Origin of the sequence: Candidatus Kryptobacter tengchongensis (genome assembly GCF_001458555.1) — a bacterium.
Lineage (GTDB): Bacteria > Bacteroidota > Ignavibacteria > Kryptoniales > Kryptoniaceae > Kryptonium > Kryptonium tengchongense.
This window is the reverse complement of the sequence record NZ_CZVH01000042.1, coordinates 1-15,321: the sequence shown is the minus strand read 5'-3', so window position 1 is coordinate 15,321 and position 15,321 is coordinate 1. Positions and strand designations below refer to the sequence as shown.

The 15,321-nt window shown below is 36.6% G+C and carries 15 protein-coding genes and 1 pseudogene; 5 read left to right on the top strand and 11 right to left on the bottom strand.

What is annotated here, in order from left to right:
- The 4 genes from AT685_RS03930 to AT685_RS03915 all read left to right on the top strand — a co-directional run.
- A partial coding sequence (locus AT685_RS03930) for a GAF domain-containing sensor histidine kinase (protein WP_143713113.1) occupies nucleotides 1-1,798 on the top strand: 1,798 nt, incomplete at its 5' end.
- 4 nt (nucleotides 1,799-1,802) lie between these two features.
- The gene (locus tag AT685_RS03925) at nucleotides 1,803-3,227 is read left to right on the top strand and encodes an LptF/LptG family permease (protein ID WP_072151642.1); all 1,425 of its coding nucleotides are present in this window, start codon (nucleotides 1,803-1,805) and stop codon (nucleotides 3,225-3,227) included.
- The gene (locus tag AT685_RS03920) at nucleotides 3,217-4,314 is read left to right on the top strand and encodes an LptF/LptG family permease (RefSeq protein ID WP_072151641.1); all 1,098 of its coding nucleotides are present in this window, start codon (nucleotides 3,217-3,219) and stop codon (nucleotides 4,312-4,314) included. The genes AT685_RS03925 and AT685_RS03920 overlap by 11 nt, the downstream gene beginning before the upstream one ends.
- A gap of 14 nt (nucleotides 4,315-4,328) precedes the next feature.
- Nucleotides 4,329-4,712, top strand: coding sequence for a hypothetical protein (locus AT685_RS03915; RefSeq protein ID WP_072150911.1), 384 nt, complete (start codon nucleotides 4,329-4,331; stop codon nucleotides 4,710-4,712).
- Here the strand turns inward: AT685_RS03915 and AT685_RS03910 are convergent, their stop codons facing one another.
- The 8 genes and pseudogenes from AT685_RS03910 to pyrR all read right to left on the bottom strand — a co-directional run bounded on the left by AT685_RS03910 (nucleotide 4,713) and on the right by pyrR (nucleotide 11,911).
- Nucleotides 4,713-6,368 (bottom strand): amidohydrolase, encoded by a 1,656-nt coding sequence (locus AT685_RS03910; RefSeq protein WP_081040572.1) that lies wholly within the window; start codon nucleotides 6,366-6,368, stop codon nucleotides 4,713-4,715.
- Complete coding sequence (locus tag AT685_RS03905; protein WP_072151640.1) at nucleotides 6,365-6,817, bottom strand: hypothetical protein; 453 nt, start codon at nucleotides 6,815-6,817, stop codon at nucleotides 6,365-6,367. Before AT685_RS03905 ends, AT685_RS03910 begins: the two co-directional genes overlap by 4 nt.
- A complete protein-coding gene (locus AT685_RS03900) occupies nucleotides 6,774-6,983 on the bottom strand; it encodes a hypothetical protein (protein WP_072151639.1) in 210 nt (69 codons plus the stop codon). The genes AT685_RS03905 and AT685_RS03900 overlap by 44 nt, the downstream gene beginning before the upstream one ends.
- A pseudogene (locus AT685_RS03895) lies at nucleotides 6,976-7,715 on the bottom strand (DNA-methyltransferase). Before AT685_RS03895 ends, AT685_RS03900 begins: the two are co-directional and overlap by 8 nt.
- A gap of 68 nt (nucleotides 7,716-7,783) precedes the next feature.
- On the bottom strand, nucleotides 7,784-9,004 hold the full coding sequence (locus AT685_RS03890) for an ABC transporter permease (protein ID WP_072151638.1): 1,221 nt from the start codon (nucleotides 9,002-9,004) through the stop codon (nucleotides 7,784-7,786).
- Between the two features lie 57 nt (nucleotides 9,005-9,061).
- Complete coding sequence (locus AT685_RS03885; protein WP_072151637.1) at nucleotides 9,062-10,366, bottom strand: dihydroorotase; 1,305 nt, start codon at nucleotides 10,364-10,366, stop codon at nucleotides 9,062-9,064.
- Between the two features lie 24 nt (nucleotides 10,367-10,390).
- Nucleotides 10,391-11,314 (bottom strand): aspartate carbamoyltransferase catalytic subunit, encoded by a 924-nt coding sequence (locus AT685_RS03880; RefSeq protein WP_072151636.1) that lies wholly within the window; start codon nucleotides 11,312-11,314, stop codon nucleotides 10,391-10,393.
- 57 nt (nucleotides 11,315-11,371) lie between these two features.
- On the bottom strand, nucleotides 11,372-11,911 hold the full coding sequence (gene pyrR, locus AT685_RS03875; RefSeq protein ID WP_072151635.1) for a bifunctional pyr operon transcriptional regulator/uracil phosphoribosyltransferase PyrR: 540 nt from the start codon (nucleotides 11,909-11,911) through the stop codon (nucleotides 11,372-11,374).
- Nucleotides 11,912-11,986: 75 nt separating this feature from the next.
- Here pyrR and prfA point away from each other — a divergent pair, with 75 nt between their 5' ends.
- Nucleotides 11,987-13,093, top strand: coding sequence for a peptide chain release factor 1 (gene prfA / locus AT685_RS03870; protein ID WP_081040573.1), 1,107 nt, complete (start codon nucleotides 11,987-11,989; stop codon nucleotides 13,091-13,093).
- Nucleotides 13,094-13,100: 7 nt separating this feature from the next.
- Here the strand turns inward: prfA and AT685_RS03865 are convergent, their stop codons facing one another.
- The 3 genes from AT685_RS03865 to AT685_RS03855 form a co-directional block, all read right to left on the bottom strand.
- Complete coding sequence (locus AT685_RS03865) at nucleotides 13,101-13,649, bottom strand: YceI family protein (protein ID WP_072151634.1); 549 nt, start codon at nucleotides 13,647-13,649, stop codon at nucleotides 13,101-13,103.
- 27 nt (nucleotides 13,650-13,676) lie between these two features.
- The gene (locus AT685_RS03860; RefSeq protein ID WP_072151633.1) at nucleotides 13,677-14,276 is read right to left on the bottom strand and encodes a hypothetical protein; all 600 of its coding nucleotides are present in this window, start codon (nucleotides 14,274-14,276) and stop codon (nucleotides 13,677-13,679) included.
- Nucleotides 14,277-14,348: 72 nt separating this feature from the next.
- On the bottom strand, nucleotides 14,349-15,321 hold a 973-nt coding region (locus AT685_RS03855; protein WP_072151632.1), incomplete at its 5' end, for an ABC transporter permease.

The following is a 15,321-nucleotide window of genomic DNA, read 5'->3' as shown; positions in this document are numbered from 1 at the left end:
GAACCTTGGGGCAGATGATTACATAGTGAAACCGATAAAGTTTGAGGAATTTCTTAAAAGGATAAAAGAGATAATCCATAAAGGCGAAGCGAGAAAGGGAATCGGTGAAATTAAACTGGATGAATTTGCGTATCTTGAGGAATACAACGCAAGACTCGTTCATAAACTTGAAGATAAACTAATTCAGCTTAATCAAGCATACGAGGAAATCAAACTCAAAAATGAAGAGCTTGGAGCAATAAATGAAATTCTCACGGCGCTAAATTCTTCAAGGGATTTAACTCATCTTTTCAAGCAAATTTCAAAATACATTACAAAACTTTTCAACGCTGATGCTGTTAACTTTTATATTTACGATGCCCCAAATAATGCCTTGAACCTTTTCTACTCATTTTTAAAAACTGGGGATATAAATCCATTTGAAAAGTATAAAACCCTGAAATTTGGAGATGATTTTGCTACCGAAGTTATAAACCAAAAAATCACCATCTATCAAAATCCAACGAAAGGAAGCACAAGGATAAGAGGTGAAATCTTTGAATATGATTTCAAGATCTTTGTTGAGGTAGCACTTCGTGTCAGGGATAAATTCATCGGTTCAATTGAGCTTGCCTATAAACTGGAGGAGATACCTTTTGATGAAAACGGGATTTATTTACTTGACACGCTTTCGCATCAGATAGCTCTTGGAATTGAAAACCAGCTTCTCGTTTCAGAATTAAAAAAATCTGAAGAGAAATACAGAAAGTTTGTTCATTTAACCCCAGCGGGACTTATAGTTCTGGATGAAAAACTCAACATATTATTTGCAAGTGATGTGGCAAATGAAATTTTTGAGACAAAGGTTGAGGGGAAAAATCTGAGGGAGTTTATAACTTCATCAATCATTGAGGAGATATGTCGTCGTGATTCTTTTGTTAGTTCCGGTTCAAAGTATGCTGATAAAACATTTGAGGTAGAATACAAAGGTAAAGCACTTTTGATTTCAATCACGGGAAGATTAAACGATCCAAATCTTGGCAAATGTATTGCTGTGATAAATGATATAACAGAGTTGAGGAAACTTCAAGAGGAGAAGAGAAAAATTGAAGCAAAACTCTGGCAGGAATATCGGCTTGCTTCAATTGGGAGACTTGCTGGTGGAATTGCGCATAATCTTAAAAATCCACTTGCTGTGTTAAACCTTGGACTACAAGCTTTGAAAAGAAAAGGGGTTGAACCCGAACACATTGAAAAATTGATGAAACAGGTTGAAAGAATAAACCAAATCATTGAAAATCTTTCAATCAAAACAAAAGAAGAGGTTGACAAAAATAAGAAAAAATTTGATCTTAACGAGCTTATAAAAAAAGAGCTTGAAACACTTGAGTTTGACCCGTTCTATAAACACCAAGTGGAGAAAGATATTAAGTTAAGTGAAAGACCGATAGTGATTGAGGCAGTTTATTCTGATTTTTCAAATGCGATTTCACATATTTTAAGAAATGCTGTTGATGCAATGCTCAACGCTGAGAAAAAAATTCTCGGCGTGAAAACATGGGAAGATGAGGAAAACATTTATATTGAAATTACAGATACGGGCATCGGGATACCAGACGAGATAAAAGACAAAATTTTTGAGCCATTTTTCACAACAAAATCCACGAATAACTTCACTGAACTAAAAGGCGTCGGTCTCGGGTTGACGATAACATATCATAATTTGAAAATTTACGGTGCTGAATTTGAAATTGACTCAGAGGTTGGAAAAGGAACAAATTTTAAAGTAATTATCCCAAAGAAAAATGTTGGGTGTTAAATAAATGATTTTATACAGATACATACTTCGGGCACATGTGGGACCTTTCTTCTTTTCCTTTTTCTCCTTGATATTAATTTTCCTTTTGCAATTTTTGATGAAATATATTGACCAGTTGATCGGGAAGGGTCTTGGATTCTGGGTTATAGCTGAGTTAATAGTCCTAAATCTTGCATGGATAGTTGTCCTTGCGGTTCCGATGTCGGTTCTTGTTGCGGTTCTTATGGCGTTTGGTGGATTATCAGCAAACAATGAAGTAACTGTGATCAAATCAAGCGGAATGAGTTTATACAAGATGATGTTTCCCGTTTTTCTCGTTTCACTTGTGATAACGGGTTTGCTTATAATTTTTAACAACAGGGTTTTACCTGATGCAAATCATAGATTGAAAGTTTTGATGATAGATATACACAGAAAGAAACCCACATTGACACTACACCCAGGAATATTTTCAACCGATATCTCTGGCTATGCGATTTTAGTCAGGAAAACATACGAACATACAAACGAATTTGAGGATGCGACGATTTACAATTATTCTGACCCGATGAAACAAATCATAATAACTGCGAAGCGTGGTAAAATTTCCTTTACACCTGATTACAAAAAGCTGATCATGGATCTTGAAAATGGGGAGATACACGAACAGGATGTAGAAAATAAAAACCTTTACCGAATTGCAAAATATGAAAAATACAGAGTCGTGATGGAAGTTGAAGGATTTGGTTTTGAACGCTCGCCCGACAACGCATTTCAAAGAGGTGACAGGGAGTTAAGTGCTGAAGATATGTTGAGGATAGTTGATAGTTTGAAAAATATTCAGAAAAAAATTTATGAGAGTTTAAATTCAATCGCAGCTACAAATTTTAAAAAGCCATTTCATGGTGAATTGATAATGTCTTCATCGTTTTATCAATCCCCTGTTAGAGATTCAATTGGTGATTACGAAGCGCTTGTATCTGCAATACAAAAGTTGATAAGTTTGAACGCAGTTATAAAAAACTACTTGACGCAAATTGAATACTATGATCGTTCAATTGATGCTTACATGGTGGAGGTTCATAAAAAATATGCTATTCCGTTTGCATGTGTTGTTTTTGTTCTCGTTGGTGCTCCGCTTGGTATGATGGCAAGGAGAGGAAATTTTGGGGTTGCAGCAAGTTTAAGTTTGTTCTTCTTTCTTTTTTATTGGGCTTGTTTGATCGGTGGAGAAAAGCTCGCAGATAGGGATATCCTATCGCCATTTTTAAGCATGTGGATTGCAAACTTAGTTGTTGGATTGCTTGGAATTTATCTTACGATAAGAATGGGGAAAGAAGCTATGATAATTGATTGGTATCGTATAAAGGAAATTATGCCACAAAAGGTTAAAACATGGCTTGGCATTCCAGAGGAAGAAGAAATTTTAACGGATAGATATGCAAGGTAAATTGAAAATAATTGATATCTATGTCACGAAACAATTTCTCCAGATGATAATTTTCGGTCTTATTGCCTTCATTTTGATTTTCATTCTGGTTGACCTGATGGAAAACCTTGATGATTTCATTGATCAAAGAGTTTCCCTATCCATAATTTTAAAATACTACCTTTACTTTTCACCCGAAATTATAAAGCTTACTTTGCCCGTTGCGGTTCTACTCTCATGCCTTTTCACAACAGGCAGGTTGTCCAATTTAAACGAACTTACAGCCATAAAAGTTGGGGGTATGAGCCTTTATAGATTCATGATGCCATTTTTGATTGTATCTCTTTTGTTGAGTCTTTTATCGGTTTATTTCAATGGTTGGGTCGTTCCAAAAACCAATAAGAAGAAATTAAACCTTGAAAGAGTTTATATGCGTAAACACTTGGAGTCGTGGGGGAAATATAACATTTACATACAGGATACATACACAAGGCTGTTATCAATTGGATATTTTGATGATGAGCTCAATGTGGCACATAGGGTTGATATTCAGGATTTTGATCAAGATGATGTCACACGGATTACGGCACGCTACATAGCTCCTGCGATGAAATGGGATAGCTTAAAAGATAGATGGTTGCTTATTAATTGCATTTATCGTAAGTTTTACTCAAATAGCGAGTTAATTGAAAAGAAGGATACACTTGATATTGGAAAGTTAAACTTTAAACCAATTGATATAAAACGCAAGCAAATGAAGCCAGACGAGATGAATCTTGATGAGATGAGAGAATTCATACGAGATCAAATAAGAAGCGGGAATGATCCGTCAAGATGGCTGACGGATTATTATTCAAAATTGGCTTTCCCATTTTCAAATTTTATAGTTGTTCTTTTTGGAGTTGCGCTTGCATCTCAAAAGAAAAGAGCCGGGCTTGCAATGGAGTTTGGGCTTAGTTTGTTAATCGCTTTTCTATATTTTATCTTTATGAAGATAGCAGCATCATTTGGTTACGCTGGAATCTTGCATCCATTTATTTCAGCTTGGCTTGCAAATATAATTTTCTTAATTGGTGGGATAGTTGTAATTTTAAAAGTGAGAAAATAAAAGGAGTTTAGAAAATGGGACAACAGCAGTTATTGCTTTTGGTTCTTGGGGCAATTATAGTAACAATTGCAATAGCAGTTGCAATAAATATATTCATCTCAAGATCGGGGGCAATAGCGGAACAATATCTAAACGATACAATTAATGATTGCCTCAGGATCGGTCAACAAGCACAGGCATGGGTTAGAAAGCCAGCTGAATTTGGGGGTGGTGGATGGTCATTTCAAAACTTTCAACTTTCTTACATTAACTTTCCCGAATCAACAAACTATGCGAAATATCAAATCGCTGTGAAAACAAGAGATAGCATGATTGTGCAAGGTAAAACGATAACAGGTCAAATTGTTGAAGTCTCAGTCACACATTATGAAATAAGCAAGCCAAGAATTACAAGATAATTAAAATCCAGAGGACTTATAGATTATCTTCCCACCGAGAACGGTCATAAGCACCTTAACATCTTTTATTTTTTCAGGCGGTATGTTAAATATATTGTCCGATAAAACGACGAAGTCAGCTAATTTACCAGGGGTTATGCTCCCTTTTTCATTTTCGGCAAATTCAGCATAAGCGTTATTTATCGTATAACATTCAACTGCTTCTGCAACGGAGATTTTCTGCTCCGGAAACCATCCTTCTGGATGTTTCCCATCAAGAGTTTGTCTTGCCACAGCTGCGTAAATCCCAAGGATTGGGCTTAACGGAGCGACATTCCAATCACTACCAAAGCAAAGTTTAACCCCATTATCAATGAAAGTTCTGAAAGCATAACTTGTTTTACATCTCTCTTTCCCAATTCTTTTCTCTGCCCATCTCCCATCATCAATTGCGTGATAAGGTTGCATTGAAGCGATTACATTCAAATCTTTAAACCTTGAGAAATCCTTTGGATGTATATGTTGAGCGTGTTCTATTCTAAATCTTCTATCCCATGCCGGGTTTTCTCTGACAATTTTTTCAAATAGAGAAAGAACCAAACTATTTGCACTATCACCAATGGCATGAATTGAAAGTTGCAGTTTAGCTTTATCAGCTTCAATAGCCCACTTTTCAAGTCTTCCATCAATAACGATGTCGGTTGCAAGTCCTTTGGTATTTGGATTTTCATCATAAGGGTCAAAGAAAAGCGCTGTCATTGAACCAAGCGAACCATCTGCGTATGCTTTAAGTGAACCGATTCTTATATACTCATTCCCAAATGGAACTTGAATTCCAACTTTCGCTAACTCTTCCCACTGTGAGATCGGCAGGCGAAGGAAAACTCTAATTGTCAATTCTCCCTTCTTGTAAAGTTCTTGATAAGCCTTGAAATCCTCAACCGTTCCTATATCGTGTATTCCCGTGAGCCCGAGTTTTTTTGCCTCCTCAAGCGCAAGTTTAATTGCATTTATTCTCTCCTCAAGGCTTGGCTCAGGTATAATTCTATAAATCAACGACATCGCTTCATCTTTCAAAATACCTGTTGGTTCACCTTTCTCATCGCGAACTATTAATCCTCCCGGTGGGTCCGGTGTTTCCTTTGTCACTCCCGCAAGTTTTAAAGCCAGACTATTTGCAAGCCCCATGTGTCCATCGTATCTGGTTACAAAGACCGGCGTATTCTGAGTATATTGGTCTATCCATTCCTTCCGTGGCAATTCTCCACCCCAAAGCTCATGATCCCAATCTCCACCTGTGATCCATTTACCTGGGTTTTTTTCGGCATATTCTTTGATTCGCAAAGCGAATTCATCAGGTGTCTTAGCATCTCTTAAATCAACGCTCATAATTTGAAACCCACCACTTACAAAGTGAGTATGGTCATCAATAAACCCAGGCAACATTAATTTCCCTTTTAAATCAACGATTTGGGTATTTTTTCCAGCTAACTTTTTAATTTCGGAATTTGAACCAACTGCGATTATTTTATCTCCTAAAACAGCAACCGCCTGAGCTACTGGTTTTGTTTTGTCAACAGTCCAAATTTTGCCATTGATAAAAATTAGATCAGCTTTAGGCATTTGTGCGAGAAGAATTTGTTGTAAAAGAAGGATTGCGATAAGTTTAAATTTCATAGTTCCAAATAATTTATTAGCAATTTGCTTTTGATTTTCTCCAAGATTGAACGAGCAACATCAATGCTTACTGTTTGAGGTGATTCTATATCACCTTTTACAGGTATGTTTAAACGAATTAAAAACTGTGGTTCGTTTTTAGAAAAGTTTTTAATGTCCGCAACATTAATAACAATTGCATCATCGGTGCTCTTCGTTTTATCTTTTAAAAGAACAGGATCGCCATACACAAGCCCTAATTCAGAAATTAGAAAAATAGTGGGTTCACTCCATGAAATCTCACCTTTACCAAGCTTGTTAATCAACCTGATCTCACCGCTTCCTTTAAAGTTCGTTTTGATTGAAAATTTAACACCGTTAATTATTAAATCACTTCTTCTTTCCTTTGAACCAGCATGGTAAGATTCAAATCCAAGAGCCCTTAATAAAGCGACAAAAAATATGCTCAACCGCTCCACCGACAACAAATCTATTTTCATATATCGCGGTATCATATTCTTTAAGCAACATAACAATTGCGTTAACAAACTCACTTTTAATTTCCTCATATCGCTCACTTTCAATTTTAAGTTTCAGTTCCCTGAATAAATCTCGCGACTTTTTAAAATCACTCATTATTTGATTCAAATAGGTTTACTTGCACACTTTTCAACCTTTCCCGCACAAATTCAAAATACTGGGGCACAATTTCAAACCCCAAGAAATGTCTGTTCAAAGCTTTTGCAACCACTACAACTTGCCCGGAGCCAAGGAAAGGTCAAAAACTAAATCTCCCTCATCAGATGCATAAAGGATAATTTTCCTTACCAGAGCAGTTGGAAGCTTCGTCGGCGTCTTCACTTTACCAGTCCAGTATTCCCGGTTAATTATCCAGACATCCTCGGGATAATGCTCAATTTTGTTAAACTTATATTTTTCTTCGTCCTTGACAACGAAAAGAATATGATAATGACTTGTCACAAATTTCCTCTGGGTGAAAACACCAAATTGATATTTCCAGATTATATGATTGATTGTAATAAAGCCAGCATCATCAAGCGCATTAAGTATATCCTTTAAATTTGTCCAGCCTGAAAAGACAAACATTGAGCCTGTGGGCTTAAGTATTCTATAGGCTTGGCTTATCCAGTTAAATGAAAACTCATAGTATTTTTCTTTCGGTATCTCGTTATATCCCTCAAGGACTTTTTCAGGGTCTCTGTTATAGTTATTTCGTCTGGCTTTGAAATCAATAGCAAAAGGTGGGTCGGTTATAATCAGGTCAATTGCTTCATCCGGGATATCTTTCATAAGCACCAACGAATCCCCACAATAAATGTTATCAATCTCAAAATTCCCGATTTTCATATGAAAGGGATTTGATTTTAATTAAGTCCTTTGGATTTAAGTTAAATTTTTACACACATAAATGCAAATCACTCATACCTTAATGCTTCAACTGGGTTAAGGTTGGCTGCTTTTCTTGCCGGGTAAAATCCAAAGAAAATTCCAACAGCTGCGGAAAATCCAAACGCAAGAAGTATCGCTCCAACTGATATAAACACAGGCCATCCGGCAAACCCAGAAATTACCCTTGAAATTAGGACCCCAAGAATTATTCCGAAAATCCCACCTGTAACAGTCAGGACAACAGCTTCAAGAAGAAATTGAAATAATATGTCTCTTTTGCGAGCACCAACAGAAATACGGATACCAATTTCCCGAGTTCTCTCTGTTACAGAAACAAGCATTATATTCATTACACCAATTCCACCAACAATTAATGAAACCGAAGCTATACTTCCTAATAGAATTGTCATTATTCTTGATGTTTCCTGAGCGGTTGATGCTATTTCAGTTTGGGTTCTAACGGTAAAATCATCCTCTTGCCAAGGTTGAATTTTATGTTTTTCTCTTAACACCTGTGTAATTTGTTGCTGGGCAACTGGTATTAAATTTTGGCTAACAGCGGAGACGAGAATTGAGCCAATGAAAAAGAACCTTGAAAGCCGTGTCATAACAGTTGTATAAGGTGCAACAATTATATCATCCTGATCCTGACCCATCACATTTTGTCCCTTTGGCTCGAGAACCCCAACAACTTTGACTGGAACATCGCGAATTCTTATGATTTTACCAATTGGATCCTCATCGCCAAAAAGAGCATTTTTAACAGTTTGACCTATAACGCAAACCTTTGCTCCAGCTTTGACATCTTGCTCAGTGAAATAACTCCCTGCTGATAACCCCCAGGCTCTTATTTGAAAATAATCGGTATTAACCCCGTAAATCCCAGTTCTCCAGTTATTATTTCCGTAAATTACTTGAGACATAGTTCTAACAACAGGCGTCACATAGGCAACAGCATCACATTGATTTTTTATCGCTTCTACATCTTCAATCGTTAATCTACTTGAAAAACCCACCTCCATTCTAACTCTCCCAGATTGCGTTGGCGCCCCAGGAAAAACGACAAGAACATTTGTCCCAAGTGATTCAATTTGTTTTTGAACGGAATACTGTGCTCCCTGACCAACTGCAACCATTGCTATAACAGCAGCAACCCCGATTATTATCCCAAGTATGGTTAAAAACGAACGCATCGGGTTGCTCTTTATTGAATGATATGCTGAAAGGATTGTATCCTCAAGATTCATCGTTCGCTTAAAATTTTGTTTTTTTACAAATTTAGATGAAAGAAAGAAGAAAAAGTTTCATAAGTCCGACCAATATACTTTACCCTTGTTTATTACCCCAAGCGGTTTCCCTTTAAGCTTCCATCCGATAAATGGAGAATTTCTTGATTTTGACTTAAACTTTTTCGCATCAACGATCCATTCGGAATTTGGATCAAGCAAGGTTAAATTTGCGATCTCACCTTCCGCAATTTTTACTTGTGGCAAGCCGAGAATTTTTCTCGGGTTTACCGCAAATAGCTCTATCATACGATGTATTGAGATAACTCCTTTATTGACAAACTCACTCAAAATTAATCCAACAGCAGTTTCAAGCCCAATTATCCCAAAAGGAGCGGAAGCGAAGTCAGCCTCCTTCTCCTCAGGCGCATGAGGAGCATGATCAGTAGCAATTACATCAATCGTTCCATCTTTCAACGCCTCAACCAAACTTTCAATATCTTCTCTGCTCTTCAAAGGTGGATTTACCTTCAAATTTGTATCATAACTTGATCTCCATATATCTTCATCTGTTAGAAGAAGGTGATGTGGTGTAACCTCTGCAGTGATGTTCAATCCCTCGTTTTTGAATTTTCTTAACAGCTCTATTGAGCTTTTACTGCTAATGTGAGCGATGTGGTATTTTACTTTTTTAATTTTCGGCTTTAAATACTGAATTAACCTCAAATCACGATACAAAATAATTTCTTCGCTTATATCTGGATATGGTGGTAAGCCAAGCAAGGTTGACCAATATCCCTCATTTGCCATTCCATTTTGAGTTAAAGTTTTATCCTCGCAATGTTGGATTATAACCCTGTCAAACATACTTATATATTCAAACGCTTTTCGCATAACTCCTGAATCTTGGACTGGATTCCCATCGTCAGAAAATCCAACCACTCCAGCTTCAACAAGTTCTGCAATCGGAGCTAATTCCCTACCCTCTCTCTTTTTCGTTACAGCACCAATCGGGTAAACTTCAATCATTCCATCAAGTGATTTGCTTGCTCTTTTCTTAACATATTCAACAACGCTTGGTTCATCCATTGGTGGTTCCGTATTGGGCATACAGCATAACCCTGTAAAACCACCATTCGCTCCCGCCTCAATTCCAGTCTCAATTGTCTCTTTATGTTCAAAGCCAGGTTCTCTTAAATGAACATGCATATCAATGAAACCCGGTGAGATTATTTTCCCGCTCATATCATAAACTTGAAAATCCTTAGTTTCTTCAATATCACCGAGTTTCTCTATTTTCCCATCAACTATCAATAAATCAATCACCTCGTCAAGACCTTGTGATGGGCTGATAACTCGTGCGTTTTTTAGAAGTATCTTCATCTCAACAGAGTTTAAATTTTGTTTTCAATTTGACATTGTTCCAAGAAGATAGAGAACAGCCATCCGTATTGCAACGCCGTTCGTTACCTGCTCAAGTATAAGGGAGTGTTCACTATCAGCAACATCAGAAGAGAGCTCAACGCCCCGATTTATTGGACCGGGATGCATTATCAAAATTGGTTTGCTCGCTTTTTCAAGCCGTTTTCTCGTTATGCCAAAAAATTTATGATATTCTTGAAGCGAAGGTATAAAAGCTGAATTTTGTCTTTCAAGTTGCAATCTTAAAACATTCAAAACATCAACCTTCGGAATAACTTCATCAATGTTGTGGTAAACTTCAACTCCCAACTTTTCAATATCTTTCGGGATAAGCGTTTCAGGACCACAAACGCTGACATTTGCACCAAGAATTTTTAAACCAAATATATTTGACCTTGCAACCCTGCTATGGAGTATATCCCCGACTATACAAACATTTAAACCCTGAATATAACCAAATTTCTCACGCATGGTGAAAATATCAAGCAAAGCCTGTGTCGGATGCTCATGTGTTCCATCGCCTGCATTTATAACATTTGCATCAACTACCTTGGCAAGGAAATGTGGGGCTCCAGATGATGAATGTCTTATCACGACCATATCAATTTTCATCGCCTCAATATTTTTCACGGTATCTTTAAATGTCTCACCCTTAGCAATGCTACTTCCAGCGGTTGTAAAATTAACAACATCAGCTGATAACCTCCGCTCAGCAAGTTCAAATGAAATTCTCGTCCTTGTTGAACTCTCAAAGAACAAATTCACAACTGTTTTCCCTTGCAATGTTGGAACTTTTTTAATTGGTCTTTCAAGAACCTCCTTAAATGAAACCGCTGTATCTAAAATTAACTCAATATCTTCCTTAGGCATCCCTTCAAGCCCAAGAAGGTGCCGACTTTTTAACGCCATGTTATTCCCTTCCCTTTATTTTTATAATAAAAAAGCCGAAACCAATCGGTTTCGGCTTCAATCACGCTCAATTAAAATAACAGAATCCTCACCATCTACCTCCCGCAGTTTAACCCTTATCTCCTCATTTAAGCTCGTTTTAACCCTCCTACCAACAAAATCCGCTTGAATTGGAAGCTCACGATTCCCACGATCAATCAAAACAACAAGCTGAACCGTTTTAGGTCTACCAAAATCCATTAACTCATCAAGAGCAGCTCTAACGGTTCTACCCGTAAACAAAACATCATCAACAAGGATTATATCCCTATCATCAATTGAAAAATTGATTTCGGTTGTTTTAACTTCAGGTTGCCTCAATTTTAACCTAATATCATCACGGTAAAAAGTTATATCAAGAATTCCAACCGGGATTTGATTATTTTCAAGTTTTGAAATTTTTTCGGCAATCCTTTTTGCAAGAAATTCTCCCCTCGTCCTTATCCCAACAACTGCAAGATTTTTTGAACCCTTATTTCTTTCAACGATTTCATAGACCAACCTGTTGAGCGTTCTCTCAATATCATCAGCGTCCATTATTTTCTCTTTCACCTTCATAATCCGCCGTTAAAAATTTTTGTAAAGATAAAAATTTGAACTCAAAAAATCAAACTTGATAATTTACGCCAAATGATGTATATTTATTTGCACCAAAATAAATTCCATTTGAAAGCAGTGTTTGAAAAACTTGAAAAATTAAAAAAGCGATACGAAGAACTCACACAAATTCTAACTCAACCTGATGTCATCTCAAACCTTGAAAGATATAAGGCTCTCTCAAAGGAACATCACGAACTCTCCGAAATAGTTGAACTATACAACAAATATCTTGAAACAGAAAAAATTTTGAATGAGACAAAAGAGCTATATAAAACAGCAAATGATCCAGAATTCAAAGAACTTGCTCAAGAGGAGATAAACTTACTTCAAAGCAAATTGAAAAAACTTGAAGATCAACTCAAAGAAGCTCTTATACCCAAAGATCCAAATGATACCAAGAACGCAATTGTTGAAATTAGAGCTGGGACTGGCGGAGAAGAAGCGGCTCTTTTCGCCGCTGACCTTTTCAGAATGTATTCAAAATATGCCGAGAAAAAAGGATGGAAAGTTGAAGTTATGGATTTCAATGAAACAGGGCTTGGCGGATTTAAAGAGATAATTTTCTATGTCACTGGAGATAATGTCTATGGGACATTAAAATATGAAAGCGGTGTTCACAGGGTTCAAAGAGTTCCAATTACTGAATCAAGTGGAAGAATTCATACCTCAGCTGCAAGCGTTGTCGTCTTGCCAGAAATTGAAGATGTTGAAATTGAAATAAATCCAGATGATTTGAAAATTGAATTTTACCGCGCAGGTGGGCATGGAGGACAAAATGTCAACAAAGTTGAAACCGCCGTAAGAATTACGCATATACCAACCGGGATCGTCGTCCAATGTCAAGATGAACGCTCACAGTTTAAAAACAGAGAAAAAGCGATGAAGATTCTCAGATCAAAATTATACGATAAAATACTTGCAGAAAAAGAATCCGAGCTAACAGCCCACCGCAGAAGCTTGGTTAAAACTGGTGATAGAAGCGAAAAGATAAGAACATATAACTTCCCACAAAATCGTGTAACAGACCACAGAATTAATCTCACACTTTACAACCTTCAAGAAATCCTTGATGGCGAACTTGACCAGTTAATTGAATCGCTGAAACTTGCTGATAGAAAAGAGCAACTTGAACAAAGCTAAAATAAAATCACTTCGGTAAATTAAACTTTGCGTAAATATAAAATTTTAAAGTGTCATCCGTTGGGATGAACAAAAGGGTTGGTCTCTTAACTTTGAAATCTGTCAAACTTATTTGAAAACTACCTTCAACGATCAACGACTTACCTTCCTGCTTCACTTTGCCATTCATTGTTATTTCCCGAGTTTGCCCATGGAATGTGAGGGAACCATTAACAATTATATTATCACCGTTCAACTTTATATCGTTGCTTTTAAAAGTCACTGTCGGATACTTCAGCGCCTCAATTACCTCCATTGCGTGTGAATCACGGTTTGAATTTCCACTATTGAATTTAAAAACATCCGCAACTGCCTCAGCCTTTACAATTTTGTTATATTCCACATCAAACTCAATCAAAAATTTAACCTCGTTGTTTATAGCTCTTACTGAATGAAGTGGATGACGAAGGAAATATTGAACATAAGACACCCCATTTTCAGCCTCTATCAAAACAGTTTGAGAAAAGATCGTTGAAAATAAAAACATCACCAAAACAGATATCAATAAAAATTTCATTTCAACCTCCCCATTAAATTTGCTTCTTTACCTGAAAAATGTAATCACAATCATAGCACTTGTTAAAGATGCAAGCGTTATATAGCCAGAAATTCGGTGAATCCTTCTTGCTTTTATAGGGTCTGAGCTTTTCTTAACTGATAAACCAAGCAAAGGCGTTGAGATCATCCCAGCGAAATGAACCCATGCAAGTGCTTTATGGATTGAAATTGAACTTGTTTCTTTTTTATGCCTGACAAGTGGCGGTGGAGAAAATAAAGCAAGTGAGGCAGTCAAATAATACGATGCGATTGTGGATTTGACAAGATTTCTATGTCTGTTAAGAAGTTTATATTCCCCATCAAAGACCCTCTGTCCGTAATAAACTGTTGCCGTCATCAAACTAAGTGTTATGAAACCACCAAGTTGATGAAGCGATAACATCGTTCTTCTAAATTTTATCTCCTTTTCTCTTGCTTCAGGTGTAAGCGGTGCAATTCCAACAATCCTGAAAAATCCCCGTTCTCCCCATAAAGTTTTTTCAATTAAGCTCAATTTTTGTGGAAGCAAATTCACAGAAGAAGTATCACTTTGAGCCTTTAAAACTTGTGAAAATAAAAAAAGCAGTAAAATAAATCCCAAACGCATAGCACCTCCGTTGATTTTTCAAAAACCAAGTTCAAAAGTTTTAACACTCCCCAAAAATGAAATCGTTCCAGTTCACTCCCACCTTACGGCTTCGGAAGGAACTATACTTGCTGCTCTTCTTGCGGGATAGTAAGAAGCAAAAGAACAAAGAAAAATCGCAGCAAGCCCAACGGCAATGAAATCAGTTAATTTCATTTCAACGGGAAGAGATGGAACTATGTAAATCGTTGGGTCAAGCGGAAAAACATGATATTTTTCTTGAATGTAACAAACGATAAAACCAATTAAACTCCCAATACCTGTCCCGATCAGGCCAATTATAACCCCTTCAAACATGAAAATTCTAATTATATCTGAATTTTTTGCCCCCATCGCTTTTAAAATCCCTATATCTCTCGTCTTTTCAATTACAGACATAGTCAATGAACCAAGAATATTAAAGGTTGCAACGAAAATTATAAGCGAAAGTATAACATAAGCAGTCCATCTCTCAATTTGCATAACAGAATATAAGTCTCTGTGAAGATCATACCAAGTTTTAACCTGAAAATTATCACCAAGTTTAGATTGAATCATCCGTTTAACATTTTCAGATTGATTAATATCATAAAGGCGGATTTCAACCCCATTTATTTTTTTAACCATGTCAAAAAGCTCTTGCGCAGATCTTATGGGAATAAACGCATAATATCCATCATAGTCCTTATTATTTGATTCAAATATCCCAGAAACAACAAACTTTTTCACATTTGGCTGAACAAGCCCAAACATTGTAGAAAAACTTGGACTTATAAGAGTTACCGTATCACCCACAAGTGCATTTAATCTATCCGCTATCGTTAATCCGAGAATAATTTTCGGCAATCCCCCATTCTCAGATAAATCAAAATTTCCAAGAACGATTTTATCAGGAAGTCCAGAAACAAGATGGGCCTTATCGGGTTCAATTCCCTTAATGTATAAAACTCTATTGTTTCTATCCGAAATTAACATTGCCTTATTGATAACAAAAGCTGCATATCCTTTGATATAATGTATATCCGAG

Excerpts from the sequence above, each read along its gene's own strand:
- AT685_RS03915 (WP_072150911.1), top strand. The coding sequence starts at position 4,329 with ATGGGACAACAGCAGTTATTGCTTTTGGTTCTTGGGGCAATTATAGTA.
- AT685_RS03890 (WP_072151638.1), bottom strand. The coding sequence starts at position 9,004 with ATGAATCTTGAGGATACAATCCTTTCAGCATATCATTCAATAAAGAGC.
- AT685_RS03880 (WP_072151636.1), bottom strand. The coding sequence starts at position 11,314 with ATGGCGTTAAAAAGTCGGCACCTTCTTGGGCTTGAAGGGATGCCTAAG.
- AT685_RS03920 (WP_072151641.1), top strand. The coding sequence starts at position 3,217 with ATGCAAGGTAAATTGAAAATAATTGATATCTATGTCACGAAACAATTT.
- pyrR (WP_072151635.1), bottom strand. The coding sequence starts at position 11,911 with ATGAAGGTGAAAGAGAAAATAATGGACGCTGATGATATTGAGAGAACG.
- prfA (WP_081040573.1), top strand. The coding sequence starts at position 11,987 with ATGTATATTTATTTGCACCAAAATAAATTCCATTTGAAAGCAGTGTTT.
- AT685_RS03860 (WP_072151633.1), bottom strand. The coding sequence starts at position 14,276 with ATGCGTTTGGGATTTATTTTACTGCTTTTTTTATTTTCACAAGTTTTA.
- AT685_RS03925 (WP_072151642.1), top strand. The coding sequence starts at position 1,803 with ATGATTTTATACAGATACATACTTCGGGCACATGTGGGACCTTTCTTC.
- AT685_RS03885 (WP_072151637.1), bottom strand. The coding sequence starts at position 10,366 with ATGAAGATACTTCTAAAAAACGCACGAGTTATCAGCCCATCACAAGGT.
- AT685_RS03865 (WP_072151634.1), bottom strand. The coding sequence starts at position 13,649 with ATGAAATTTTTATTGATATCTGTTTTGGTGATGTTTTTATTTTCAACG.
- AT685_RS03910 (WP_081040572.1), bottom strand. The coding sequence starts at position 6,368 with ATGAAATTTAAACTTATCGCAATCCTTCTTTTACAACAAATTCTTCTC.
- AT685_RS03900 (WP_072151639.1), bottom strand. The coding sequence starts at position 6,983 with ATGAGTGATTTTAAAAAGTCGCGAGATTTATTCAGGGAACTGAAACTT.